Origin of the sequence: Streptomyces sp. NBC_00335 (assembly GCF_036127095.1) — a bacterium.
Classification (GTDB): domain Bacteria; phylum Actinomycetota; class Actinomycetes; order Streptomycetales; family Streptomycetaceae; genus Streptomyces.
Map to the genome: position 1 here is coordinate 1862700 of NZ_CP108006.1, position 24472 is coordinate 1887171.

Genomic DNA, 24472 nt, shown 5'->3' on the forward strand with positions numbered 1-24472 from the left:
TGAGTCCCGATCGAAGTCCTTGCAGCGCTCTCTTCGGCTGAGCTCCCTGAGCGGCCGGTCTCTCTTCGAGTGTGCACGCCCTCGGCCCTTCGCCGCTGCGTTGCGTTTCTGCATTCATCTTCGTAACCCCTTCCGCACGCCCTGACGCTTCCGTCGGGCGCGCGTCATCCATGCCCATCGGCGTGCCTCACGGCCTTACGTGCCGCCTCGCGCCGACCCATGATCACTCCACGTGACCGCGCGGCTTCGTGCTGCCCGGACGCCGTGGAGGGAGGTTTTTGCCATGACCATGCTCACCCCCCGTACCCCCACGAAGCTCGCACCCCCGGGCCGGGCACGCCGCGAACGCAAGGCGGCCGAGCTGGAGGCCCGTACCCGGGTCGTCGGCGAGCGGCTCGCCGAGGTCAGCGCCCGCCCGGGCGTCCAGGTCCTGCAGGACGTGGACGCCTCCCGCAACGGCCTCACCCACGCCGAGGCCGCGCTGCGCCTGGAGCGCCACGGCTCCAACGTCATCGCCCAGGAGCGCGCCCCGCGCTGGTACGTCCAGCTGGCGAAGGCGTACGCCAACCCCTTCATCGCCGTCCTGATCTTCCTCGCCTGCCTCATCTACTGGCAGGACCCCGAGTCGCCGAGCGTGATCATCCTCTCGGTGATGATCACGATCAGCGGGCTGCTCCGATTCTGGCAGGAGTACCGCTCGGGCCGCGCGGCCGACGCCCTGAAGCAGCTCGTCACCACCACCTGCGCGGTGCAGCGCCGGGCCGGCAGCGGCTCGGGCCCCACCACCTTCGAGATCCCGATGGACCGCGTGGTCCCCGGTGACGTGGTCAAGCTGGCCGCGGGCGACCTGATCCCGGCCGATCTGCGCATGATCACCTCCAAGGACCTGATGGTCAGCCAGGCCGCGCTGTCCGGCGAGTCCCTGCCGGTCGCCAAGGCCGACACCCGGACGGACGACCTCGGCCAGTTCGAGACCTCCGACCCCGTCGAAGCCGACAACATCTGCCTCATGGGCACCTCGGTGACCTCCGGGACCGCCACCGGAGTGGTCGTCGCCACCGGGGCCGGCACCTACTTCGGCTCGATGGCCGGCTCCCTGGTCGGCGAGCGCCCGGAGACCAACTTCGACACCGGCGTGCGCAAGGTCAGCTTCCTGCTGATCCGCTTCATGCTGGTGATGGTCCCCATCGTCTTCGTCATCAACGGCGTCACCAAGGGCGACTGGAACCAGGCGCTGCTCTTCGGCATCGCCGTGGCGGTCGGCCTGACCCCCGAGATGCTGCCGATGGTGGTCTCGGCCAACCTGGCCCGCGGCGCGGTCGCCATGTCCAAGCGCAAGGTGGTCGTCAAGCGGCTCAACGCGATCCAGAACCTGGGCGCCATGGACGTGCTCTGCACGGACAAGACCGGCACCCTCACCGAGGACCGGATCGTCCTGGACCGCTACCTGGACGTGCACGGCTCCCCGGACGACGAGGTCCTGGAGTACGGCTACCTCAACTCGCACTTCCAGACCGGCCTGAAGAACCTGATGGACCAGGCGGTGATCGACCGCGTGGGCGAGGCCGAGGAGGTTGTCGTCGACGCACGGTTCTCGATGGTCGACGAGATCCCCTTCGACTTCGCCCGGCGCCGGATGTCCGTGGTCCTCAACCGCAACAGCATGGTGGGCTCGGCCGGCCGCGCCGAGCACGTCATGATCACCAAGGGCGCCGTCGAGGAAGTCCTCGCCCTGTGCACCCACATGACGGACCGTGGCCGGAAGGTCGAGCTGACCGGACAGCTGCGCCACCACGTCACCCGCATCGCCGAGGACAACAACCGCCAGGGCCTGCGCGTCCTCGCCGTCGCCACCCGCACGATCGGCGCGCCGCGCGACACCTACACGGTCGCGGACGAGAACGAGCTGACCCTGGTCGGCTTCCTCGCCTTCCTCGACCCGCCGAAGGCCGATGCGGCCCGGGCCCTGCAGGGCCTGGCCGACAAGGGCATCGCGGTCAAGGTCGTCACCGGCGACAACGAGCTCGTCGCCGCCCGGGTCTGCGCCGATGTCGGCCTGAGCGTCGGCCACGTCGTCAACGGCAGCGAGATCGACTCCCTCGACGACCCGCAGCTGCGCGCGCTGGCCGCCCGTACGACGGTCTTCGCCAAGGTAAACCCGGTCCAGAAGGCCCGGATCGTTCGGGCCCTGCAGGCCGACGGCCACACGGTCGGCTTCCTCGGCGACGGCATCAACGACGCGGCCGCGCTGCGCGACGCCGACGTCGGCATCTCGGTGGACACCGCCGTCGACATCGCCAAGGAGTCGGCCGACATCATCCTGCTGGAGAAGGACCTGACCGTCCTGGAGCAGGGCGTGATCCAGGGCCGGACCACCTTCGGCAACACGATCAAGTACATCAAGATGACGGCCAGTTCCAACTTCGGCAACGTCTTCTCGGTGCTGGTGGCGAGCGCCTTCATCCCCTTCCAGCCGATGCTGGCGATCATGCTGCTGGTGCAGAACCTGGTCTACGACATCGCCCAGCTGGCCACCCCGTGGGACCGGATGGACGAGGAGTACCTGCGCAAGCCCCGGAACTGGGACGCCAAGGGCATCGGCCGGTTCATGGTCTGCATCGGCCCGATCAGCTCCATCTTCGACATCACGATGTACGTGATCATGTGGAACGTCTTCGCCGCCAACACCGAGGCCCACGCGGCGCTCTTCCAGTCCGGCTGGTTCATCGAGGGGCTGCTCTCGCAGACCCTGATCGTCCACATGATCCGCACCCGCAAGATCCCCTTCATCCAGTCCCGTGCCTCCTGGCCGGTGATGGTGATGACGATCCTCGCGGTGCTGACCGGGCTCTTCCTGCCCTTCTCGCCGCTGGCCTCCTCGCTGGGCTTCGTACCCCTGCCCGCGAGCTACTTCCCGTGGCTGATCGGCGTGCTGCTCGCGTACTGCACGCTCACGCAGCTGCTGAAGACCGTTTACATCCGCAAGTTCGGTACCTGGCTCTAAGAGCCGGCGAGGAAGGAAGAAGGGAGAAGGCCGATGATGCTCACCGAATGGGAGATGGCCGGGCACCTGGTCGCGGCGCTCGGATTCGGGGCGGCCATCGGCCTGGAACGGCAGTGGCGGGCCCGGATGGCGGGCCTGCGGACCAACGCCCTGGTGGCGGGCGGGGCGGCGCTGTTCGTACTGCTCTCGCAGTACGGGTTCATGAGCGAGGTCTCGGAGGTCCAGTACGACGGCTCGCGGGTCGCCGCCCAGATCGTCTCGGGGATCGGCTTCCTGGGCGCCGGCGTGATCATGCGCGACGGGCTGAGCGTCCGGGGCCTGAACACGGCCGCCACCCTGTGGTGTTCGGCGGCCGTGGGCTGCCTCGCGGGCACCGGGATGTTCGTCCTGGCGGCCTGCGGCACGGTGGGCGTGGTGGGGGCGAACCTCCTGCTGCGCCCGCTGGGCCGGCGGATGGACCGCGAGCCGGGGGGCGGGGCCGAGGTGGCCACCGACTTCCACTTCGAGGCCGTGTGCCTGGAGGCGGAGGAGGCCCACATCCGCCACCGGCTGGTCGACGCGCTGGGCCGGCCGGGGTACCAGCTGCGCTCGATCCGCAGCCAGGACGGCCCGGAGGCCGGCCTGGTGACGGTGTCCGCGCTGCTGACCGCCGAGGGCGAAGGGGGCCGGATGCTGGAGGAAGCGGTGAGCAACCTCTCGCTGGACCCCTCCGTCTCGGCGGTCAGCTGGTCGGTCGTGCCCGACCCGTCCGCTGCTTGAGCGGCCGCGCTACTTGATCGTGGCGGAGGTCAGGCCCGCCTGGATCTGCCGCTGGAAGGACAGGTAGACCACCAGCATCGGGATCATCGCGATGGTCACACCGGCGAACAGCACCGGCAGGTCCGTCTCGTAGCCCATCTGGTACTGCAGCTGGATCAGGCCCTGGGTGAGCACGTAGCGCTCGGGGTCCGATCCGGTCTGCGGCTGCATCAGCACGGAGGGGAGGATGTACTGGTTCCACTGCCCCAGGACATTGAATATCCCCACGCTGATCAGGCCGGGCTTGGCCATCGGCATCATCACCTGGAAGAAGATCCGGGTGTGCGAGGCACCGTCGATCACCGCCGCCTCGTGCACGGCCGTCGGCAGCGTCCGGAAGAACGAGTGCATGAAGAAGACGGTGAACGGCATCGAGTACGCCACGTACACCAGGATCAGACCCTGGTACGAGTTGAGCATGTCCAGCCGCTTCACCATGAAGAACAGCGGGACGAGCGCCAGGAAGACCGGGAACATGGCCCCGCTGACGAAGAAGTAGTAGATCGGCCGGTTGCCCCGGAAGGGGTAGCGGGCCAGGACGTACGCGGCCATCGAGCCGAGCAGCATCGTCAGCGGGACCGAGAACACCATCACGATCAGCGTGTTGGCGAAGTAGTCCCCGATGCCCTTGTCCCAGGCACGCCCGAAGGCGTCGAAATGCCAGTTGGACGGCCAGCTCAGGGCCGAACTGCCGATCTGCACGTCGGTCTTGAAGGAGCCGAGCACCAGCCAGATCAGCGGCAGGACGATCAGTATCCCCCACACGGCGAGGAAGCCGTGCGAGAAGACGTTGAGCACCATGCCGTCGGAACCGCTCTTGTTCTTCCCGCGGGGCTGCCCGGTGGCGGCGGAGCGCTTCTTCTCGGCTGCCGCCTCGCCCGGCGCTTTGACAACTGTGGTCATCGTGGTCTCCCGCTAGAACTCGACGTGCTCGCGGCGAGTGGCCCGCAGCGTGATGGCGGAGAGGATCAGGGTGAGGACGAGCATCACGACCCCCATGGCGCAGGCGTAGCCCGCATTGCCGAAGTAGAGGAAGTTACGCATCAGCACCGTCGCCATGACCTCGCTGTGGTGGTCCGGTCCGCCGCCGAACTGGCCCGAGGTCATGGTCGACACGAGGACGAACATGTCCATCGCGGCGATGCCGAGATAGACCGCGGAGGTCTGCACAGAATCCCACAGCAGGGGCAGCGTGACCTTGAAGAAGGTCTGGGCGCGCCCCGCGCCGTCGAGCAGTGCGGCTTCGTAGATGTCCTTGGGGACCGACTGCATGGCCGCCGAGAACAGGACGAGGTAGAAACCGACCCCGTGCCATACGACGACGAGCAGCAGGCACCAGAGGACGAAGTTGGGCTCGTTGAGCCATTCGATGGGGTGGGACGGGTCGACCAGTCCCAGTGTGGTGAGGAAACCGTTCAGCAGGCCCCCCTCGTCACTGCGGTACACGGCTCCGAAGAGCACCGCGAGGATGGCGAGGGAGAGCACCTGCGGGAAGAAGTAGATCACCTTGTAGAGGGCTGATCCCGCCACTCCCTGAACTCCGCCGGCTCCGCTGCGCCCTCCGGCGTTCAGCATGAAGGCGAAGAACAGGGAGATCAGGATGGTGATCGCCGGGACGAACACCAAGAGCAGCAGGTTGTGCAGCAGAGCGCCGCCGAAGACCTCGTCCTTCATCAAGGCCGAGTAGTTGTCCAGCCCGACGAAGTCGAAAGTCGGTGACTGACCCGTCCAGTTGGTGAAGGAATAGCCGAACGTCTGAATGTACGGCCAGATGACAAAGGTCAGGTACAGCGCAAGGGGCAGGATGAGGAAGCCGGCGATGAAGCCGCCCCGCCCCTTGCTGTTTGCTACGTGGCTCATGGTGTCCGTCCCTGGTGTTTCCGGATGCCCGGTGGACGCGGTGTCAGCTGCGCTTGTTGTTCTTGGCGTTCGGGTCCTCGGTCGCCTTGTTTACCGCAGCCTGGGCCCGCTTGATCCATTCCTTGGGCTGGATGCGCTTCGCCATCAGCTCATTGGACGCGTTCTCCAGCTCGGTACCCATCGCGCTGTACCAGTCGCCGTAGCGGTAGTTGAACGTGTTGTCCCCGGCCGCCTTGAGGGCGGCGACGGCCGACTGGGTGCCCGGGCGGAGCTTGACCGCCGGGTCCACGCCGTCCTTGAGGACGGTGAGGGAGTTGGCCTGCTGGGCGAAGAGGGTCGACCACTCGCGGGACAGCATCGAGCGGAGGAACTCCAGGCCACCGGCCTTGTTGGCGGCCTTCTCCGGGACGATGAAGGGCTCGCCGGCGCCGGCGCGGATGGCCTCGAAGGGCAGCTTCGAGCCGGGCAGCACCGGCATCGGCAGGAACTGCATGTCGAAGTCTTCGGGGGTCTGCTTGAGCTGCTCGTTCTCCAGCCAGGAGCCGGAGGTGATGAAGGCGGCCTTGTACTGGTTCCACTGGGTCTGGGACTCGGTGTGCGTCAGGCCGTTGGTGCCCGGCATGAGCAGGTCCTTCTCGACCAGCTCGTAGACCGCCTCGACGGCCTCCAGGGCGATCGGGTTGTCCGCGAAGGCGTTCGGCTCCAGGTTGTCGATCGCCTTCATGGCATCCAGGCCGCCCTTCTTGGCGATCAGGTCCATGATGGCGACGTTGATGTAGTACGGGTACTTGCCCTGGTGGGCCAGACCGCCGATGCCGGCCGCCTTGGCCTTCTGACAGATGTCCATGAACTCGGCCCAGGTCTTCGGCGCGGCCCAGCCCTTCTCCTTGAAGAGCTTGCCCGAGTACCACAGGCCCCAGACCGTGTAGACGTACTGCAGGGCGACGAACTTGCCGCCGATCATGCCGCCTTCGATGGTGCCGGGCATCAGCGTGTCCCGGACCTTCTTGGCCGGGTCGTCGAGCGACGGGGCGTCGAGCACCACGGTGAGGTCGGCGAGCTGGTTGCCCTTGGCGAGCACGTCCAGCTTGATCTGCTGGGCGCCGGAGTCGTCGACGACGTCCGGCGGGTTGCCGCCGTTGAAGCGGGGCTGCAGCTTGGAGGTGATCTCCTGGGTGGAGAGGTGCGAGGAAGTGGTGCCCCACTTCTTGTCGAACGCCGCTTCCCAGGCCTTGGCGTAGTCGTCGCCGTAGCCGCCCTTGAAGACGACCACGTCGAGCTTGCCGCCCTTGGCGACGCCGAACGGGTTCTCCTTGGTGACGGCCACCTTGGACTCGTTGCCCTTGGTGGTCTCTTCGGAGCCGGAGGCGCACGCGGACAGGAAGCTCATCGTCGGTACGGCGATCAGTCCGAGTGCCGCGGAGCGCTTGATCAGGTCCCGGCGGCCGAAGCCCTCACCGTTGCTGTTCTCGCCGTGGGCGGAGGTGGATCCCATGCTCAAGTCCTCGCCTTCGTCAGGAGTGTGAAGGAGGAAGGAAAGTGCGACTGCTGCCGCCCAGCGGACATCACCGCAGGTCCCCGCCATCCCCCCGTCCGAGGCCGCTCGTTTCGCGGTGACCCGGACGGGCACAGGTATAGTCCACTTCCGCTCCTGTGAGCAAGATCATGTACCGGTATGGGCCCCTACTTTTCCGAGTTGAGACCTCACCGTCACCTGAGCCGGACCGTCGGAGCCGCCCGCAGAAACGGAAGGGCCGTACCCCCTTAACGGAGGTACGGCCCTTTGGTGCCGGTATGCGCCGTGTGCTTAGCCGCGGATGAGGTTGCGGAGCACGTACTGCATGATGCCGCCGTTGCGGTAGTAGTCGGCCTCGCCCGGGGTGTCGATGCGGACGACCGCGTCGAACTCCACGCCGGTGTCGGTGGTCACCTTGACCGTGCGCGGGGTGGTGCCGTTGTTCAGCTCCTCCACACCGGTGAAGGAGAAGGACTCCTCGCCGGTGAGGCCCAGGGAGGCCGCCGTGACGCCCTCGGGGTACTGCAGGGGCAGGACGCCCATGCCGATCAGGTTGGAGCGGTGGATGCGCTCGTAGGACTCCGCGATGACGGCCTTGACGCCGAGCAGGGCGGTGCCCTTGGCGGCCCAGTCGCGCGACGAGCCCGAGCCGTACTCCTTGCCCGCCAGGATGACCAGCGGGATGCCGGCGGCCTGGTAGTTCTGCGAGGCGTCGTAGATGAAGGAGACCGGCGCGCCCTCGACCGTGAAGTCGCGGGTGAAGCCGCCCTCGGTGCCCGCCGCGATCTGGTTGCGGAGGCGAATGTTGGCGAACGTACCGCGGATCATGACCTCGTGGTTTCCGCGGCGGGAACCGTACGAGTTGAAGTCGCGGCGCTCGACGCCGTGCTCCGTGAGGTACTTGCCGGCCGGGGTGTCGGCCTTGATCGCACCGGCCGGGGAGATGTGGTCGGTGGTGACCGAGTCGCCCAGCTTCGCCAGCACACGGGCGCCGGCGATGTCGGAGACCGGGGTGGTCTCCATCGTCATGCCCTCGAAGTAAGGGGGCTTGCGCACGTAGGTGGACTGCGGGTCCCACTCGAAGGTGTTGCCCGTCGGGATCGACAGCGCCTGCCACTGGGCGTCGCCCGCGAAGACGTCCTGGTAGGACTTGCTGAACATGTCTTCGCCGATCGCGTTCGCGACGACGTCGTTGACCTCGGCCTCGGTGGGCCAGATGTCCTTCAGGAAGACCGGGTTGCCCTCGGAGTCGGTGGCGATGGCGTCCCGGGTGATGTCCACCTTCATGGAGCCCGCGATGGCGTACGCGACGACCAGCGGCGGGGAGGCCAGGTAGTTCATCTTGACGTCGGGGTTGATGCGGCCCTCGAAGTTGCGGTTGCCCGAGAGGACCGAGGTGACCGCGAGGTCGGCGTCGTTGATCGCCTTGGAGATCTCCTCCTCCAGCGGACCCGAGTTGCCGATGCAGGTGGTGCAGCCGTACCCGACGAGGTTGAAGCCCATCTTGTCGAGGTACGGGGTCAGGCCGGCCTTGTCGAAGTAGTCGGTGACGACCTTCGAGCCCGGGGCCAGGGTGGTCTTGACCCACGGCTTGCGGGCGAGGCCCTTCTCGACGGCCTTCTTCGCCACGAGCGCCGCGGCGACCATGACGTAGGGGTTCGAGGTGTTGGTGCACGAGGTGATCGCGGCGACGGTGACGGCGCCGTGGTCGATCTCGAAGGAGGTGCCGTCGGCCAGGGTCACCGGGGTGGGCTTGCTGGGAACGCCGTTGGCCGCCGCCGGGGAGTCGGACGCCGGGAAGGACTCCTTGCCGGCCTCCTCGTCGTCGGAGACGTAGTTGCGCACGTCCTGGGCGAACTGCTGGGAGGCGTTCGCGAGGATGATGCGGTCCTGCGGGCGCTTGGGGCCGGCGATGGAGGGGACGACCGTGGAGAGGTCGAGCTCCAGCTTCTCGGAGAAGTCCGGCTCGGCGGCCGGGTCCAGCCACAGGCCCTGGGCCTTGGCGTACGCCTCGACGAGCGCGACCTGCTGGGCGTCGCGGCCGGTCAGGCGCAGGTACTTCAGGGTCTCGTCGTCGATCGGGAAGATCGCGGCGGTGGAACCGAACTCCGGCGACATGTTGCCGATGGTGGCGCGGTTCGCGAGGGAGGTGGCGGCGACGCCCTCACCGTAGAACTCGACGAACTTGCCGACGACGCCGTGCTTGCGGAGCATCTCGGTGATGGTCAGCACGAGGTCGGTGGCGGTGGTGCCGGCCGGCAGCTCGCCGGTCAGCTTGAAGCCCACGACGCGCGGGATCAGCATGGAGACCGGCTGGCCGAGCATCGCGGCCTCGGCCTCGATGCCGCCGACGCCCCAGCCCAGTACGCCCAGGCCGTTGACCATCGTGGTGTGCGAGTCGGTGCCGACGAGGGTGTCGGGGTACGCCTGGCCGTTGCGGACCATGACCGTACGGGCCAGGTGCTCGATGTTGACCTGGTGGACGATGCCGGTGCCCGGGGGGACGACCTTGAAGTCGTCGAAGGCGGTCTGGCCCCAGCGCAGGAACTGGTAGCGCTCCTTGTTGCGGCCGTACTCCAGCTCGACGTTCTGGCTGAACGCCTCGGCCGTGCCGAACTTGTCGGCGATGACCGAGTGGTCGATGACCATCTCGGCGGGCGAGAGCGGGTTGATCTTCGCCGGGTCGCCGCCGAGGGCCTTCACGGCCTCGCGCATGGTGGCGAGGTCCACGACGCAGGGAACGCCGGTGAAGTCCTGCATGATCACGCGGGCCGGCGTGAACTGGATCTCCTCGCTGGGCTGGGCCTGCGAGTCCCAGTTTCCGAGCGACCGGATGTGGTCGGCGGTGATGTTCGCGCCGTCCTCGGTACGGAGCAGGTTCTCCAGCAGGACCTTCAGGCTGTAGGGAAGGCGGGCGGAGCCCTCGACCTTGTCCAGCTTGAAGATCTCGTACGACTCGTCGCCCACCTGCAGCGTGCTGCGGGCGTCGAAGCTGTTCGCCGACACGACAGTCTCCTTCATGCATGAATTCGCGCGTATTGCCGCAATCCTGCCGCGAGGCACTCTGGCCTTTCCGCTAAGGTGAGGCTAAGTTAGGTAACCCTTACCAGCGGGGCGGCTGCGGCACGTCCGGGGCAGATATCTCGATGTCGAGATAACTCTAGTACATGCCGGGGGGCCGGGACGAGGCACGCACCCTGAGGCCCGCCGGAACGGTGAGCCGCCCAGTGGATTGCGCATGTCCGGATTCGATGAGCTTGACCAGGGACGAAACCGCCGATTCCGCGATCCGCTCAGGATCGAAGGTGACGGTGGTCACGGCAGGATCGTTCTCGGCGTACGCCGGGTCCTCGCTGGCACAGACCAGCAGCAGGCCCTTCTCCTCCGGGCCGGGGCCGGATCCCGGTACGGGGGACGGGCCGGGGCCTGGGGACGGGTCGGCGCCGGGGATGGCGATGGCGTGGCGCGCGGCGGCGGCCAGCACCTGCCGGCCCCCCGGGTCGTATACGCAGTACACGGCGTCGGGCCGGTCCGGCCCCGCGAAGGCGGAGTCGAAGGCGTGCCCGGCGTCGTCATTGGGGTCGAAGGGGATCACGAGCGGGACCCGGCGCCGCTCGGCGCACCAGTGTTCATAGGCTGAGGTGACGGCCCCGGTGTAGAACTCCCCGCCGTAGCCCGCCTGCAGCGCGATCCGCCGGGCCCCGGAGGCCGCCAGGTGGTCCAGTACCTCGCGCGTGGTGGCGGTGTGGTCGTTGTCCACCCATACGTCGCCCGGCCGCGGATCGGCGGGAGGCCCGTCGAAGACCACCGGCACCCCCCGCGCCCGCAGTGCGCGCAGCACCGGGTCGTCGGCCGGACTGTCGATCAGCAGCATCCCGTCCACCGCCAGGGTGTGCCACAGCGGCTCGGCGCCGCGGTCGGCGGGCAGCGTGGTCAGGGCGTAGCCGTGGGCGTGCGCCGCCGAGGTCGCGGCGAGGAGCAGCCGGGCGTAGTAGGCGATCTTGGCGAAGTCCCAGGCGAAGCCGGCGTACGTGGTCACGGCGATGCCCAGGCTGCGGTTGTGCGGGCCGCGCCGGGCTCCGTAGCCCAGGCCCCCGGCGACCTCGCGCACCCGGCGGCGGGTGGACTCGCCGACGCGGCCGGTGCCGTTGAGCGCGTGCGAGACGGTCGCGGTGGAGACCTCGGCGGCGCGGGCGATGTCGGCCAGGGTCGGACCGGGCACGGGCGCGGGCGCGGGCATCGGGACATGTCCGGGTGCGTGAAGGAAGGGGACGGGCACGGCGCCATCGTACGGATTTCGTCGCCGGAGGCGGCTTCTGGTTAACCCCTTAACCAAACAACGTCCTGCCACACCAACGTTTGGAGTGTGCATGCGTCCTTCTCCCTCCCCCCGGTCCCCGCTGTCCGACCGCTCCCCCCTGTCCCGCCGGGGGCTCCTCGCGGCCGCCGGAGCCGCGGGAGCGGCGGGTCTGCTGGGCGCGGCACCCGCCGCGGCCGCGCCCGCCCCGTCCGCCGGCGGGCGGAACTCGGCCGCGCTGGTGATCCGCAACGCCTCGGTTTTCACGGGGGTCCCCGGGACCGAACGCCGGGGCCCCGTGCGGGCCGTCGCGGTCGGCCGGGACGGGAAGATCCTGGCCACCGGGACCGACGCGGCACTGCGCCGGTACGTGGGCCGGGACACCGAGGTGCTCGACGCCCGCGGCAACACCGTGATGAGCGGGATCCACGACGGCCACGTCCACCCGCTCGGGGCCGGCGAGCGCTCGCTGTCCCCCTCCCTGGAGAGTGCGGAGACCACCCCGGCCGAGCTCCTGGAGATCCTGACCGGCTTCCTCGCCGACACCGGCGGCGCGGGCGCCAAGCCCGACGGCTGGCTGGTGGTCGAGGACTGGAACCCGGTCGGGCTGCTCCCCGTGGGCACCGCTCCGCACCACTCGATGCTGGACGCGCTCCCGACCCGGCGGCCGATCGTCCTGATCGGCGGCGACGGACACAACTGCTGGGCCAATCAGCGGGCCCTGGACATCGCCGGGATCACGGCGGCCACGCCCGACCCGGTCGGCGGCAAGGTGGTCAAGGGCGCGGACGGGAAGCCGACGGGGGTCCTCAAGGACGACGCCCAGGGGCTGGTGCGTCACCTGATACCGGAGCACACCCGCGCCGAGCTGGTCGCGGCGTGCGCCGAGGCGCTGGGGCTGGCCGCCGCGTCCGGGATCACCACGATGATGGACGCCCTGGTGGGGCGCCGCGAACTGGAGCTGTACCAGGCGCTCTCCGCGGCGGGCCGGCTGCCACAGCGGATCGTCCCCGCGATCCGGCTGGACGCGGACCAGGCCAAGGACCCGGCGGGCTCGCTGGCGTACGCGCGCGGCCTGCGGCGGGAGTTCGGGGGCGTGCGGGGCCTCCGCTTCGGGATGATCAAGGTGTTCCTCGACGGGGTCATCGAGTACCCGGCGCAGACCGCCGCCCTGCTGGAGCCGTACCTCGACGGGAACGGCAAGCCGACCGCGAACCGGGGCGAGCTCTACACCTCGGCCGCGGACTACGGCCGGCTCAGCGCCGCCTTCAACCGAGCGGGCTGGCAGATGCACGCCCACGGGCTCGGAGACCGGGCGGTGCGCACCGCCCTGGACGGGTACGAGTACGCCCGCAAGGTGACGGGGCGGCGCGACGCCCGCAACGCGGTGGCGCACCTGCAGATCGTGGACCCCGCGGACCTGCGGCGCTTCGCGCGGCTCGGGGTCGCGGCGTGCATGCAGCTCCAGTGGGCCACGCGGGACACCTGGACGGTGGAGGCGCTGCTCCCCTACATCGGGCCCGAGCGGCACCGGTGGCTGTACCCGGCGCGCAGCCTGGAGAGGGCGGGCGCGCGGCTGGCGGGCGGTTCGGACTGGCCGGTGGACGCCCTGCAGGTGTGGAACCAGCTCCGGACGGCGATCGACCGGCAGGGCGCGGTGGGGGCGGGCGAGCTGTACCGGCAGCAGGAGGCGCTGAGCCGGGACACCACGCTGCGGATGCACACCTCGGGAACGGCGTGGCAGCTCCGCCAGGAGGAGCTGACCGGAACGCTGGAGCCGGGCAAGGCGGCGGACCTGGTGGTCCTGGACCGGGACGTGACGCGCTGTCCGGTGGCCGACATCAGCGGGACGGGCGTACGCATGACCCTGGTCGGCGGCCGTGTCGTGCACGAAGCGGATTCGGCGTCGGGCCGGGCGGCTTCGGCCCGGCTGGCCCGCGCGGCGGCGGCGGGCGCGCGCCCGGCCTCGTACGCCTCGGTCCACGGCGGTGGCGGCAAGGGCCGGCACCACGCCTGCGGGCACTGAGCGAGCCGGGTTCCGGGTCGGGGCCACGCGTGGCCCCGGCCCGGCCGGTCAGCCCGCAAGGCCGTGGCGCGCGGCCCAGGCCGTGACGGCGGCGGCGATCTCCTCGGGCCGGTCCTCAGGGCAGAGGTGCGCGGCGGCGCCGCAGTACTCGCTCTCCAGCGCGGAGATGTTCTCCTCGCTCCACGCGACCAGCTCGGGGCCGACCATCAGGGCGGGCGAGCCGTCGAAGTGGAGCAGGAGCTTGGGCACCTGCGGGCTGGCGGCCAGCCAGGCGTCGTAGGCCTCGACCCGGGCGACCACGTCGGCCGGTTCGCCGCCGATCGGCAGGGAGCGGGCGAAGCGGAGCAGGGGGACCCGGCTCTCGGGGGTGGGGTAGGGGGCGGCGTAGACGGCGTGGTCGGCCTCGCTCATCGTGTTCAGCACGGTCTTGCCGATGCTGTCCTCGATGAAGAGGTTCCGCTCCAGGATCATCTCCTCCCCCACTCCCGGGGTACGGATCGCCTCGAACCGGGCGCGGGCCGCGGGCGGGTACTCCTCCCAGGTCATCGGCCGCAGGATCGTCTCCATGAAGGCGAGGCCGCGGACCTGCTCCGGGCGGCGGGCGGCCAGGTCGAAGGCGAGCGCCCCGCCCCAGTCCTGTCCGACGAGGACGAACTCGTCGAGGCCGAGGGCGTCGAACCAGGCTTCGAGGTAGCGGGCGTGGTCGGCGAAGCGGTACTCGCCGCCGGGCTTGCCGGAGCGGCCCATCCCGATGAGGTCGGGGGCGAGGACGCGGACCCGGCCCCCGATCCGGGGCAGTACGCCCCGCCACAGGTGGGAGGAGGTCGGGTTGCCGTGCAGGAAGACGAAGGGGACGCCGTCGGGGGCGCCGAGCTCCTCGTAGTACACGGTCGAGTCGAGTACGTCGATGACGGGCATGGGGAACCATCCGTTTCATTTCGTTGGTGTCACGAACGTTCGTGACACCAACGAACTTAAATCGTTAGTGCTCCGAACGCAAGGGGTACGATCCCGCCATGACCACGGAAGAGGACCAGGGCGCCTCCGCCCTCCCGGAGCGACTGCGCGAACTGCCCAGCCGACTGCTCTCCCAGGCCTCGGCGCACGCCACACGGCTCGTCACCGAGGGGCTGAGCGGGGCGGACGCCCGCAAATGGCACTACGCGACCCTGGTGGCCCTGGACGAGTTCGGGCCCGCGAGCCAGGCGGCCCTGAGCGGCCGCACCGACATCCACCGCAGCGACCTGGTCGCCGTCATCAACGAACTCGCCGCGCGCGAGCTGGTCGAGAGGACCCCCGACCCCGCCGACCGGCGGCGCAACGTCATCACCCTCACGACCGCCGGCCGGCGCCGCCTGCGCAAGCTGGAGCAACTGCTCGCCGCGGCCCAGGAGGAGCTTCTGTCCCCTTTGTCCGCGCCGGAGCGCGAGCAGCTCGTCGACCTGCTCGGGCGGCTCGTCGCGCACCACGCACGCGGCGGCCCCACGATGGGAGCTGACGGGCGGTAAGTCCGCTTTCGGGTACGTTGACACCCGTCTGCCACGCCCAGCGCGGGCAACATCTCATATCTGAGATACGGTGCATCCATGGCAGACGACTACCTCGTACGCATCGGCAAGCTCATCCGTGACGCCCGGCAGCACCGGGGCTGGACACAGAGTCAGCTCGCGGACGCTCTCGGCACCAGCCAGAGCGCCGTGAACCGAATCGAGCGCGGCAACCAGAACATCAGCCTTGAGATGATCGCCCGCATCGGGGAAGCCCTCGACAGCGAAATCGTCTCCCTGGGCTACGCCGGTCCGATGCACCTGCGCGTGGTCGGCGGCCGCCGCCTGTCCGGCGCCATCGACGTCAAGACGAGCAAGAACGCGTGCGTGGCCCTGCTGTGCGCCTCGCTGCTCAACAAGGGCCGCACCGTCCTTCGCCGGGTCGCCCGCATCGAGGAGGTCTACCGCCTCCTGGAGGTCCTGAACTCCATCGGCGTCCGCACCCGCTGGATCAACGACGGCGTCGACCTGGAACTCGTACCGCCGGCCCGCCTCGACATGGACGCCATGGACGCGGACGCGGCGCGCCGCACCCGCAGCATCATCATGTTCCTCGGTCCCCTCCTGCACCGGATGGACCACTTCAAGCTGCCCTACGCGGGCGGTTGCGACCTCGGCACCCGCACCATCGAGCCGCACATGATCGCCCTGCGCCGCTTCGGCCTGGACATCACCGCGACCGAGGGCATCTACCACGCCCAGGTCGAGGCCGGGATCTCCCCGGACCGCCCGATCGTGCTGACCGAGCGCGGGGACACCGTCACCGAGAACGCGCTGCTCGCCGCCGCCCGGCACGACGGCACCACCGTCATCCGCAACGCCTCCTCCAACTACATGGTCCAGGACCTGTGCTTCTTCCTGGAGGCGCTCGGCGTCCGGGTCGACGGCGTCGGCACCACCACCCTGACGGTCCACGGCGTCCCGAACATCGACGTGGACGTGGACTACTCCCCCTCGGAGGACCCGGTCGAGGCGATGAGCCTGCTGGCCGCCGCCGTGGTCACGGAATCCGAGCTGACGATCCGCCGGGTCCCCATCGAGTTCATGGAGATCGAGCTCGCGGTCCTGGAGGAGATGGGCCTCGACCACGACCGCTCCCCCGAGTACACCGCCGACAACGGCCGCACCCGCCTGGTGGACCTCACCGTCCGCCCGTCGAAGCTCGAAGCGCCGATCGACAAGATCCACCCGATGCCCTTCCCCGGGCTGAACATCGACAACGTCCCCTTCTTCGCCGCCATCGCGGCCGTGGCACAGGGTCAGACCCTGATCCACGACTGGGTGTACGACAACCGCGCCATCTACCTCACGGACCTCAACCGCCTCGGCGGCCGCCTCCAGCTCCTGGACCCCCACCGCGTCCTGGTCGAGGGCCCCACCCGCTGGCGCGCGGCGGAGATGATGTGCCCGCCGGCCCTGCGCCCCGCGGTGGTCGTCCTCCTGGCGATGATGGCGGCCGAGGGCACCTCGGTCCTGCGCAACGTCTACGTCATCAACCGCGGCTACGAGGAACTGGCGGAGCGCCTCAACTCGGTGGGCGCGCAGATCGAGATCTTCCGCGACATCTGACAAAAGGACGCCGCCACACCTCATTTGACCTGCCAAAGGCGAGTCAGCACGGGGTGCGGCGGTGTCTGTGCGAATTCTCCGGGACTTTGGGGCGCTTCCTGGTCTTGGCCGCCCCGGGCGGGTCTACCTGAACACGGTGCTCTCGTCGACCTGCGCAGCACGACCCACCGCGTTCGCGACGCTCCACCGCCAAGTACAGCAATGCGCGAACGCAATCGATGGTCCACACGATCCCCGGTTTCGGAAACCGGGGATCGCGGCGTACGCATCCGTCAGCAGACGGCGGTGAATTACCCGGAAAGGTCACCGCAGGAAGTCCGGCTCCTCGCGCGGGTCGGGGACCGGGGCCCAGCCCGCCTCCGCATGCTTGTAGGTCCAGCGCGGGCCCTCGCTCAACAGGCCGGCCAGTGCCGTGAGCAGTCGTTCGACGTGCTCGGGCGTCGTTCCCAGGCCGACGCTGGCGCGCAGGGCGCGGCTGGGGCCCTCGGTGTCGCCGACGAGGTGCCGCACGACCTGGTGGGCGCAGAACGCGCCGTGCCGGATGCCGATTCCGTGCTCGGCGGCGAGTACGGCGGCCAGGAGTTCCTGGTCGGCCGGGTTTCCGGTGCGGTCCACGACGGTGAAGGCCACGACGCCGACCCTCGGGTGGTCCGGGCCCCACATCCCGAGCAGGCGCACGCCGGGTATCTCCCCGAGGCCCCGGCGCAGCCGGTCGGCGAGCTCCCGCTCGTGTTCCGTGATCGCTTCCCAGCCGGTGGCCGCCAGGGTGTCGCAGGCGACGGCCAGCGCGTGGGCGCCCACGACGTTCGGAGTGCCCGCCTCGTGCCGGTGGGGCAGCTCCGCCCAGGTCACCGTCTCCCGGCCGGCCTCCTCGGCGACGAGCGCGGAGGCCCCGCCGCCGGCCAGGTAGGGTTCGGCCGCTTCCAGCCAGTCCGGGGCGCCGACGAGGACGCCCGCGCCGAAGGGGGCGTAGAGCTTGTGCCCGGAGAACGCCACCCAGTCCACGCCCAGGGCGGTCATGTCCAGGGGCTGGTGCGGCACCAGCTGTGCGGCGTCGAGCACCACGCGGGCGCCGTGCCGGTGGGCCACCTCGGCCAGTGCGGCCACGGGCCACACCTCGCCGGTGACGTTGGAGACGGCGGTGATCACCACGAGCCGGGGCCCGTCCGGGGCGGCGGCCAGCACGGCGTCGAGCAGGCGCAGCGCGTCGTCCGGGCCGGCCGGCATCCCCAGCCGGCGAACCTCGGCGTCGCGCCACGGCAGCAGGGCGGCGTGGTGGTCGGCCGAGAAGCGGAACACCGTGGTGCCCGGCGGCAGCGCGCGCGCCAGGAGGTTGAGCGAGTCGGTGGTGTTGCGGGTGAACAGGACGCAGTCGTCGGGCCCGGCTCCCACGAACGAGCGCACCGAGGCCCTGGCCCGCTCGTAGACCCGCGTGGACACGCCGGAGGTGAACCCGGAGCCCCGGTGCACGCTGCTGTACCAGGGCAGGAAACGGTTCACCTCGTCCTGGACGGCGGTGAGGCACGGAGCGCTGGCGGCGTGGTCGAGATTGGCGTCGGGCACCCACCGTCCGTCGACCAGCGGTACCAGCAGTCGCGCTCCCACAATTCCGGGAATGCGGTCGGCACCGGCCGTCACACATGACTCCATTAACATATCAAGCCTCCATTGTCATTTGCGTGTGCGCGGCTACTCGATTCACACGGACCGGAGCTGATGGCCCCCTTTGCGCCTTTTGCGTGGTCGGCACAGAAGACGTACAAAGTCTTTACCCTTGCGCGTCCGGGTGAGCCACCCGTACGCAAGGAAGCGCCCGCGCCTACGGGACGTCGGCGGCGCCGATGCGGAGCTGACCTGAGAAGATTTCCCGAACCACCCTCCCGGTCCGCCCACTTGACGCGGCTTCCCCGGACGGTGCCGCGCGCGGCAGGTGCGATCGAAGCGGGGGGACGAACCGCCCACCCCCGGACTCCGCACCATGCCCCACACCCATGCTCCACTTTCCCAGTGGCCGAATCAATGCCTCATCCATTAACATGTAGAGACTGCGTTAAGCTAAACATGATGAATCGAGGGGGAATTCAGATCATGGGGGATCCGACAATTCACCAGCTGAGATTACTGCTCGTCTTAGCCGAGGAACTTCACTTCAAGAACGCGGCCGATAAGCTCTTCCTCACCCAGTCCGCACTGAGCCAGCAGATCCGCTCACTGGAACACCGGCTCGGCGTGACGCTCTTCACCCGCACCAGCCGACGCGTCGAGATGACCCCCACGGGCACCGCGCTGCTCCCCCTGGCCGAGAAGGTCGTCAACGCGACGGAAAACCTCCGCCTCGCGGCATCCCGCTCCGCGATCGGCGACACCCGGCTGAGGCTCGGCGTGTGCGAGAACGTCGCCGCGCTGGAACCCACCCGGAACGTGCTCGGCGCGATCAGCTCGCTGTACCCCTGTCTGGGCCCCGAGATCCACGTGTTCGACTTCGCCGAGCAGATGATCGCCCTGGAGAACGGCAAGATCGACGCCGCGTTCGCGTACATGCCGGTGCCCAGCGGCCTCGACAGCTACCCGCTGGCCTCGGAGCCGCGCCTGGTGTGCGTCTGCAGCTCGGATCCGCTGGCCACGCGGTCCTCGGTGACCCTGGCGGACCTGGCCGGCCACCCGGTGGTCAGTCTGGCGCCGGAGATGTTCCAGGAGGGCCGCGACTACTGGGCCGCCGACCCGCGCCCGGACGGCTCCCCCGTCCTCTACACCGACCACCGCGTCACGAGATTCGAGTCGCTGCTGTCGATGGCCTCCTTCGGCGGGGCCATCGCCTTCGTACCGGCCGCGGCGGCGCGCCTCTACCCCCGCCCCGACCTCCGCTACCTGCCCGTGCGGGACCTGACGGACTGCACCCTGAGCATGGTCTGGCCCAAGGCGGACGGCAAGAAGCCGCACATCTCCGCCCTGAAGGATATCTGCGAGCAAGTGCGCCGCCGGAGCCTGCCGGTGGGCACCGAGCAGGACCTCACGCGGCCGATGGAGCTGGAAGCCGCCTACTGCTGAGCGGCGCTCGCCGTCATGGAGGCCTGGTAGGCGGTGGATCGCGGTCGCCACACCGCCTACCAGGAGCTTCATCGTCGGGTGCGGTCTGATCCCGACCGCTCGAACCGGCCGCCGTAGAACACCAGGGCCTCGTCCTCGTAACCGGTGACGGAGGAGAGCACCTCGCCGAGGAACAGCGAGTGGTCCCCGGCGACGTGTGATTCGACCAGTTTGCATTCCAGCCACGCCAGTGCGCCGGGCAGCAGCGGCGCACCGGTCAGCGGGCCCGGATTCCAGTCGATGCCCTCGAACTGGGCCATGCCCAGCGGCCGGGACTTGTCGGCGAAGTGCCGGGCGGCAGGCTCTTGGTCCGCGCTCAGTATCGAGACGCCGAAGCTCCGCGCCCTGATGAGGCTGCCGTGCATCACCGCCGTGTGGGAGACGCAGCACTGGACGAGCGGAGGGTCGAGCGAGACCGACCCGAAGGCGTTGGCGGTCATCGCGTGGACCTCGGGCGCGCCGACCGAGAGCACGACGACGCCCGAGGCAAAGGTAGACATCGTATGTCGAAACGAATCCTGAACGGACCGTCCCCCGTATTCGGACACCGATACTCCTTCCTGACAGCTGAACAGCTGGATCTGTGGACGGACGGGTACTAGATCGAGGGGAGCCGCTCTCCCCCGTGGTGCCGGATGGCGAGGCCGGCCAGTTCCTTTACGCGGGCCGCCGGCACCGCGACGCCCGAGGTCTCCTCGAACCAGCGCTGCAGGACCTCTGGCTGCGCTCCCCACGGCGGCATCCCGGGGAAGTACGGCCGCACGTAGACCGGCGTGCCGGGTTCACTGCGCCAGCTGTCGGCGAGAGTGCCGATGTCCACCGTGTCGTAGCCGAGTACGTCCAGCAGCGCGGCCACCTCGGCCTTGGCCGTCGGGTCGTCGCCGGCGACCGGCAGTGCGTTGCGGTCCGGCGACCCGGCGGGCCGGGCGGCGGTCAGCAGGCTGATGAAGAAGATGTTGTTGCACGCCTTGACCACGCGGGAATCGGCCAGGTGACGCTGCACCAGGGTGCTGGAGGTCGCCTCGCGGCTGTCCAGCGCGGCGAGGGCCCCGTCGCGCTCCGGGTAGTAGTTCATGGTGTCGATCACCGTCTTGCCCGCCAGCGCCTGGGCGGGAAGCCGGTCGTAGGCGTGCAGCGGGATGGTCGCCACCACCAGGTCGCCGGCCCGGGCGGCTTCGGCGGGGGTGGCCGCGCGGGCCCGCGGTCCGAGTTCGGCGACGAGGTCGGCGAGGGTCTCGGGGCCACGGGAGTTGCTCAGTACGACGTCCAGCCCGGCCGCCACGGCCAGCCGGGCCAGCATGCCCCCGATCATGCCGCTGCCGATCAGCCCCAGGGTCTTGGTCACGATGTCACTTCTCCATTTCGGTAGGTAGGCCGGTCAGCGCCCTGGATCGGGCCCCGTTACGCGAACGGGGTCACGGTGTTCTCGGCACCCACCAGAGCGGCGCCGTACACCTCCAGGTTGACCTGCGGGATGAGCATGCCGTGGCGGGCGGCAACGCTGGCATCGCGCCAGATCCGCTGCAGCGGGCTCGCGTCGGCCAGGCCGCTCGAGCCGTGGGCGGTCATCAGCGTCTCCAGGGCCCGGTTCACGTGGCGGGCGGCCACGGCGCCGTCGGCGCGGTAGCGGGCGCGGAGCAGTTCCGAGGGGTAGCTGACCTCGCTCGCGTGGTGGTCGAGGCCGTCCGCGGCGCGGTAGGCGTGCAGTTCGGCGCTGTCCAGAGCGGTGGCGGCCTCGGCGATCTGCAGCTGGAAGCCCACGGAGTCGCTCTGGCGCGCGAAGTTGGTGAAGGCGATGCCCTTGTGGCCGGCGCCTTCGATGACGTGGTTCAGGGCCGCGCGCCCGAGCCCGAGCTGGGGACCGGCGACCATCATCACCAGTGAGGGCACGATCGCCGCGCGGTAGGAAGCGGCGAGGGTGTCGGTGACGTTCGCACCGCCCACCAGCGGGGCGAGCTTGAGCACCCGGTGGTCCGGGACGAACACGTCGTCGATCACGTAGCGGTTGCTGCCGGTCGAGCGCATGCCCGCCATGTGCCACTCGTCCACGATCTCGTAGTCCTCGCGCGGTACGAGGAGAGCCGCGGGACCGTCTTCGAGGACGACGGACGCTATGACCCACGACGCGTGCCATATCCCGGACGCGTAGCTCCAGCCCCCGCTGAGCCGGAATCCGCCCGGCACCCGGCGGACCGGGCCGTCGGGCTTGAGGGTGCCGCTGACCAGGGCGTCGGGGGTCTGGCCCCACACGTCGTCCTGCGCCTGCTCGGGGAACAGGGAGACGCACCAGGCGTTGCCGTTCCACAGGGAAGTCAGCCAGCCGGCGCCGCCGTCGATCGCGGCGACGGCGGACGCCACCTCGAGGTGGGTGCGGATCGAGGCCTCACCGCCCCCGTAGCGCTTGGGCATCGCGGCGCGGAACACGCCCGCCTCCTGCATCGCCGCCACGGTGTCGTCGGCGAGCCGACGGTCGGCGTCGGCCCGGGCGGCGGCGCCCTGCAGACGCGGCGCCAGGGCGGCTATGGCGGCCAGGACGTCGGAGCTCATTGCGAACCTCTTCTTCCGGATCGGGCCACGGCCACCGCGGAGGGCGGCCGTGGTTCGGGGCATGTCGTTCATGGGGCGCCGGGCGCTCCGGACGGGGCGCGGCCGCTTCAGAGCGAGCCGTCACCGCGTTCCACGGGCACTCCCAGCAGCGAGCCGTACTCGCCCCAGGAGCCGTCGTAGTTCTTCACGTCGGGCCAGCCGAGCAGCTCGCTCAGGACGAACCACGAGTGGGCCGAGCGGGCGCCCACCCAGCAGTAGGTGATGGATCCGCGCTCCGGGTCCAGGCGCCCGTAGATCCGGCGCAGTTCTTCCTCGGACTTCAGGGCTCCGTCCTCGTCGAGGACGGAGTCCCATTCGAGGTTGACCGCACCGGGTACGTGACCGGCGCGCTGTGCCACGTCGTGCGGGCTGTTGCCCGGGGTGAACGCCTCGCCGGCGAAGCCCGGTGCGAAGATGCGGCCCGCGTACTCGTCGGGGGTGCGCACGTCGAGCAGGTTCTTGGCGCCGATCGCGGCGAGTACGTCGTCGCGGGTGGCCCGGATCGAGGTGTCGGGCTCCTCGGCCCGGTAGCCGGTGGCCGGGCGGACGGTCTCATCGGAGGTGAGGGGGCGGCCGTCTCGCTGCCACTTCTCCCGCCCGCCGTCGAGCAGTCGGACCGACCGGTGGCCGTAGAGCCTGAAGTACCACAGCGTCAGGGCCGCGAGGAGGTTCGAGTTCACCGAGTAGACCACGACGGTGTCCTCGTTCCCGATGCCCTTCGCGCTCAGCAGCTCCTCGAAGGCACCGCGGTCGATGACGCCCAGCCTGATTGCGTCCTGGAATTCGTCCCAGCCGATCCAGACGGCACCGGGAACGTGCCCCTTCTGGAAGTCGGCGTCGCTGTTCCCGGTTTCGACGAAGACCGTTCCGGGATCGGTGAGGTGGGCCGCGGCCCATTCACCGGTGACGACAGCTGATGCACGAGCCATGCTGTGCTCCTTCTTCGGCGGGCGGGTCAGGCGACCGAGGCCTCGGTGTCGGCTCCGGCTCCGGCTCCGGCTCCGGCTCCGGCTCCGGCTCCCTTGGCCACGGCCGTACGGGTGTCCCGGTACCAGGCGAACGCGCTGACCAGGATTCCGAGGAAGGTGACGCCGGCCGCCACCGGGTAGATGGCGCGCAGGCCGAGGTCGCTGTCGATGATCCGGCCGCCGATCCACGAGGCGAAGGCCGCCGCGAGCTGGTAGGCGGAGGAGTTCACCGCGAGGGCGAGCGTGGGCGCCGACGTGGCGGTGCCCAGGACCCGGGCCTGAGTGCCGGGGACGATCGAGAAGCCCAGCGCGCCGAGCACGAAGACCATGATTCCGGAGCCGACGATGCTGTCGCCGACGGCCCACATCACCAGCAGGCCCACGGTCAGCGCGGCGAGCAGGCCAACCAGCGAGGGCATCAGCGCCCGGTCCGCCAGCTTGCCGCCGGCGAGGTTGCCCACGGTCGCGCCGACGCCGTAGACCAGCAGCAGGATCGGGACCGAGGAGACGGCGTACCCGGAGATGTCGACCAGGAGCGGCGAGAAGTAGGTGAAGACCATGAGCAGGCCCGCGTTGCCGACGACGGTGACCAGGATGGCCAGCTGTACGGGGGCGTTGCGCAGCACCTTCAGTTCGCCGAAGGCCGAAGTGGTCGTGTCGTTGGCGACGGGGGGCACGAACTGCATGACCATCACCAGGCCGAGGGCGCAGATGACGGCGATGGCGACGAACGTCGCACGCCAGCCGAACTCGTTGCCGACGAAGGTGCCCAGCGGGGCGCCGAGGATCATCGCCAGGTTCATGCCGAGGATCAGCTTGGAGACGGTGGAGGCCGCCTTCTCCGGTGCCACGGTCGACACTGCGATGACGATCGCGTTGGCGAAGAACGTCGACGTGACCAGGGCCGTGATGACGCGTGCCACGAACTCCACGCTGTAGACCGGCGCGACCGCGGAGACGACGTTGCCGAGAACGGCGATCACCAGCAGCACCATGATCAGCCGCTTTCGCGGGTACCTGGCGGTGAGGGCCGTCACCACCGGGCCACCGAAGATCATTCCGATGGCGTAGGCGGTGACGAGGAGGCCGGCTGCCGGAATGGAGACGCCGAGGCCGTCGGCGACGTCCGGCAGGATTCCGGCGACCACGAACTCACCCGTGGTGATACCGAAAACGCACAGAATTAAGGACACGATACGGATTGGCATGTTCCC

The 24472-nt window shown here is 69.6% G+C and carries 18 protein-coding genes; 6 read left to right on the top strand and 12 right to left on the bottom strand.

Translation table 11 applies throughout. The features are described 5' to 3' along the window. Positions 1-283 precede the first annotated feature (283 nt). Together mgtA and OHA37_RS08325 are read left to right on the top strand one after the other, a co-directional pair. Complete coding sequence (mgtA, locus tag OHA37_RS08320) at positions 284-3004, top strand: magnesium-translocating P-type ATPase (RefSeq protein WP_266903698.1); 2721 nt, start codon at positions 284-286, stop codon at positions 3002-3004. Between the two features lie 33 nt (positions 3005-3037). Beyond that, positions 3038-3763 carry an MgtC/SapB family protein gene (locus tag OHA37_RS08325; RefSeq protein WP_266885779.1) on the top strand — a complete coding sequence of 242 codons (726 nt, stop codon included), beginning with the start codon at positions 3038-3040 and terminating at the stop codon, positions 3761-3763. Positions 3764-3772: 9 nt separating this feature from the next. On the opposite strand, the gene OHA37_RS08330 is transcribed toward OHA37_RS08325, so the two are convergent. From OHA37_RS08330 to OHA37_RS08350, 5 genes are all read right to left on the bottom strand, one after another. Continuing rightward, positions 3773-4705 carry a carbohydrate ABC transporter permease gene (locus OHA37_RS08330; RefSeq protein ID WP_266903699.1) on the bottom strand — a complete coding sequence of 311 codons (933 nt, stop codon included), beginning with the start codon at positions 4703-4705 and terminating at the stop codon, positions 3773-3775. Between the two features lie 12 nt (positions 4706-4717). Beyond that, positions 4718-5662, bottom strand: a complete 945-nt coding sequence (locus OHA37_RS08335) for a carbohydrate ABC transporter permease (RefSeq protein WP_266903700.1) — start codon at positions 5660-5662, stop codon at positions 4718-4720. Positions 5663-5705: 43 nt separating this feature from the next. Next, positions 5706-7157, bottom strand: coding sequence for an N-acetylglucosamine/diacetylchitobiose ABC transporter substrate-binding protein (gene ngcE, locus OHA37_RS08340; RefSeq protein ID WP_266903701.1), 1452 nt, complete (start codon positions 7155-7157; stop codon positions 5706-5708). A 312-nt stretch (positions 7158-7469) separates the two neighbouring features. Beyond that, complete coding sequence (gene acnA / locus OHA37_RS08345; RefSeq protein ID WP_266903702.1) at positions 7470-10199, bottom strand: aconitate hydratase AcnA; 2730 nt, start codon at positions 10197-10199, stop codon at positions 7470-7472. A 139-nt stretch (positions 10200-10338) separates the two neighbouring features. Then, positions 10339-11457, bottom strand: a complete 1119-nt coding sequence (locus tag OHA37_RS08350) for a LacI family DNA-binding transcriptional regulator (protein WP_328693214.1) — start codon at positions 11455-11457, stop codon at positions 10339-10341. 91 nt (positions 11458-11548) lie between these two features. On the opposite strand from OHA37_RS08350, the gene OHA37_RS08355 reads away from it, so the two are divergent. Further along, the gene (locus tag OHA37_RS08355; protein ID WP_266903704.1) at positions 11549-13501 is read left to right on the top strand and encodes an amidohydrolase; all 1953 of its coding nucleotides are present in this window, start codon (positions 11549-11551) and stop codon (positions 13499-13501) included. A 48-nt stretch (positions 13502-13549) separates the two neighbouring features. Here the strand turns inward: OHA37_RS08355 and OHA37_RS08360 are convergent, their stop codons facing one another. After that, positions 13550-14419: a haloalkane dehalogenase gene (locus OHA37_RS08360; protein ID WP_266903705.1), complete on the bottom strand. Its 870-nt coding sequence runs from the start codon at positions 14417-14419 to the stop codon at positions 13550-13552. Between the two features lie 98 nt (positions 14420-14517). Here OHA37_RS08360 and OHA37_RS08365 point away from each other — a divergent pair, with 98 nt between their 5' ends. Both OHA37_RS08365 and OHA37_RS08370 read left to right on the top strand, forming a co-directional pair. Continuing rightward, entirely contained in the window at positions 14518-15009 is a 492-nt protein-coding gene (locus OHA37_RS08365; protein WP_266903706.1) for a MarR family winged helix-turn-helix transcriptional regulator, read from the top strand. A 78-nt stretch (positions 15010-15087) separates the two neighbouring features. After that, entirely contained in the window at positions 15088-16617 is a 1530-nt protein-coding gene (locus OHA37_RS08370) for a helix-turn-helix domain-containing protein (protein WP_243331486.1), read from the top strand. Positions 16618-16920: 303 nt separating this feature from the next. Here OHA37_RS08370 and OHA37_RS08375 read toward each other — a convergent pair whose 3' ends face one another. Continuing rightward, positions 16921-18273 (bottom strand): aminotransferase class V-fold PLP-dependent enzyme, encoded by a 1353-nt coding sequence (locus OHA37_RS08375; RefSeq protein WP_443046126.1) that lies wholly within the window; start codon positions 18271-18273, stop codon positions 16921-16923. A gap of 432 nt (positions 18274-18705) precedes the next feature. Between OHA37_RS08375 and OHA37_RS08380 the strand changes: the two genes are divergently transcribed. Beyond that, positions 18706-19665 (top strand): LysR family transcriptional regulator, encoded by a 960-nt coding sequence (locus OHA37_RS08380; RefSeq protein ID WP_266903708.1) that lies wholly within the window; start codon positions 18706-18708, stop codon positions 19663-19665. Between the two features lie 68 nt (positions 19666-19733). Here the strand turns inward: OHA37_RS08380 and OHA37_RS08385 are convergent, their stop codons facing one another. From OHA37_RS08385 to OHA37_RS08405, 5 genes are all read right to left on the bottom strand, one after another. Further along, a complete protein-coding gene (locus tag OHA37_RS08385) occupies positions 19734-20204 on the bottom strand; it encodes a flavin reductase family protein (protein ID WP_266903709.1) in 471 nt (156 codons plus the stop codon). A 98-nt stretch (positions 20205-20302) separates the two neighbouring features. Beyond that, positions 20303-21049: an NADPH-dependent F420 reductase gene (locus tag OHA37_RS08390; protein WP_266903710.1), complete on the bottom strand. Its 747-nt coding sequence runs from the start codon at positions 21047-21049 to the stop codon at positions 20303-20305. 56 nt (positions 21050-21105) lie between these two features. Continuing rightward, entirely contained in the window at positions 21106-22251 is a 1146-nt protein-coding gene (locus tag OHA37_RS08395; protein WP_266903711.1) for an acyl-CoA dehydrogenase family protein, read from the bottom strand. A 107-nt stretch (positions 22252-22358) separates the two neighbouring features. After that, a complete protein-coding gene (locus OHA37_RS08400) occupies positions 22359-23219 on the bottom strand; it encodes a sulfurtransferase (RefSeq protein WP_266903712.1) in 861 nt (286 codons plus the stop codon). A gap of 26 nt (positions 23220-23245) precedes the next feature. After that, entirely contained in the window at positions 23246-24466 is a 1221-nt protein-coding gene (locus OHA37_RS08405) for an MFS transporter (protein ID WP_266903713.1), read from the bottom strand. Between the last annotated feature and the right edge of the window lie 6 nt (positions 24467-24472).

Bases quoted from the DNA above. Each gene is read 5' to 3' on its own strand.
- ngcE (WP_266903701.1), bottom strand. From the start codon at position 7,157: ATGGGATCCACCTCCGCCCACGGCGAGAACAGCAACGGTGAGGGCTTC.
- OHA37_RS08375 (WP_443046126.1), bottom strand. From the start codon at position 18,273: ATGTTAATGGAGTCATGTGTGACGGCCGGTGCCGACCGCATTCCCGGA.
- OHA37_RS08355 (WP_266903704.1), top strand. From the start codon at position 11,549: ATGCGTCCTTCTCCCTCCCCCCGGTCCCCGCTGTCCGACCGCTCCCCC.
- OHA37_RS08395 (WP_266903711.1), bottom strand. From the start codon at position 22,251: ATGAGCTCCGACGTCCTGGCCGCCATAGCCGCCCTGGCGCCGCGTCTG.
- OHA37_RS08380 (WP_266903708.1), top strand. From the start codon at position 18,706: ATGGGGGATCCGACAATTCACCAGCTGAGATTACTGCTCGTCTTAGCC.
- OHA37_RS08385 (WP_266903709.1), bottom strand. From the start codon at position 20,204: ATGTCTACCTTTGCCTCGGGCGTCGTCGTGCTCTCGGTCGGCGCGCCC.
- OHA37_RS08370 (WP_243331486.1), top strand. From the start codon at position 15,088: ATGGCAGACGACTACCTCGTACGCATCGGCAAGCTCATCCGTGACGCC.
- OHA37_RS08330 (WP_266903699.1), bottom strand. From the start codon at position 4,705: ATGACCACAGTTGTCAAAGCGCCGGGCGAGGCGGCAGCCGAGAAGAAG.
- OHA37_RS08405 (WP_266903713.1), bottom strand. From the start codon at position 24,466: ATGCCAATCCGTATCGTGTCCTTAATTCTGTGCGTTTTCGGTATCACC.
- mgtA (WP_266903698.1), top strand. From the start codon at position 284: ATGACCATGCTCACCCCCCGTACCCCCACGAAGCTCGCACCCCCGGGC.
- OHA37_RS08365 (WP_266903706.1), top strand. From the start codon at position 14,518: ATGACCACGGAAGAGGACCAGGGCGCCTCCGCCCTCCCGGAGCGACTG.
- acnA (WP_266903702.1), bottom strand. From the start codon at position 10,199: ATGAAGGAGACTGTCGTGTCGGCGAACAGCTTCGACGCCCGCAGCACG.
- OHA37_RS08335 (WP_266903700.1), bottom strand. From the start codon at position 5,662: ATGAGCCACGTAGCAAACAGCAAGGGGCGGGGCGGCTTCATCGCCGGC.
- OHA37_RS08400 (WP_266903712.1), bottom strand. From the start codon at position 23,219: ATGGCTCGTGCATCAGCTGTCGTCACCGGTGAATGGGCCGCGGCCCAC.
- OHA37_RS08325 (WP_266885779.1), top strand. From the start codon at position 3,038: ATGATGCTCACCGAATGGGAGATGGCCGGGCACCTGGTCGCGGCGCTC.
- OHA37_RS08360 (WP_266903705.1), bottom strand. From the start codon at position 14,419: ATGCCCGTCATCGACGTACTCGACTCGACCGTGTACTACGAGGAGCTC.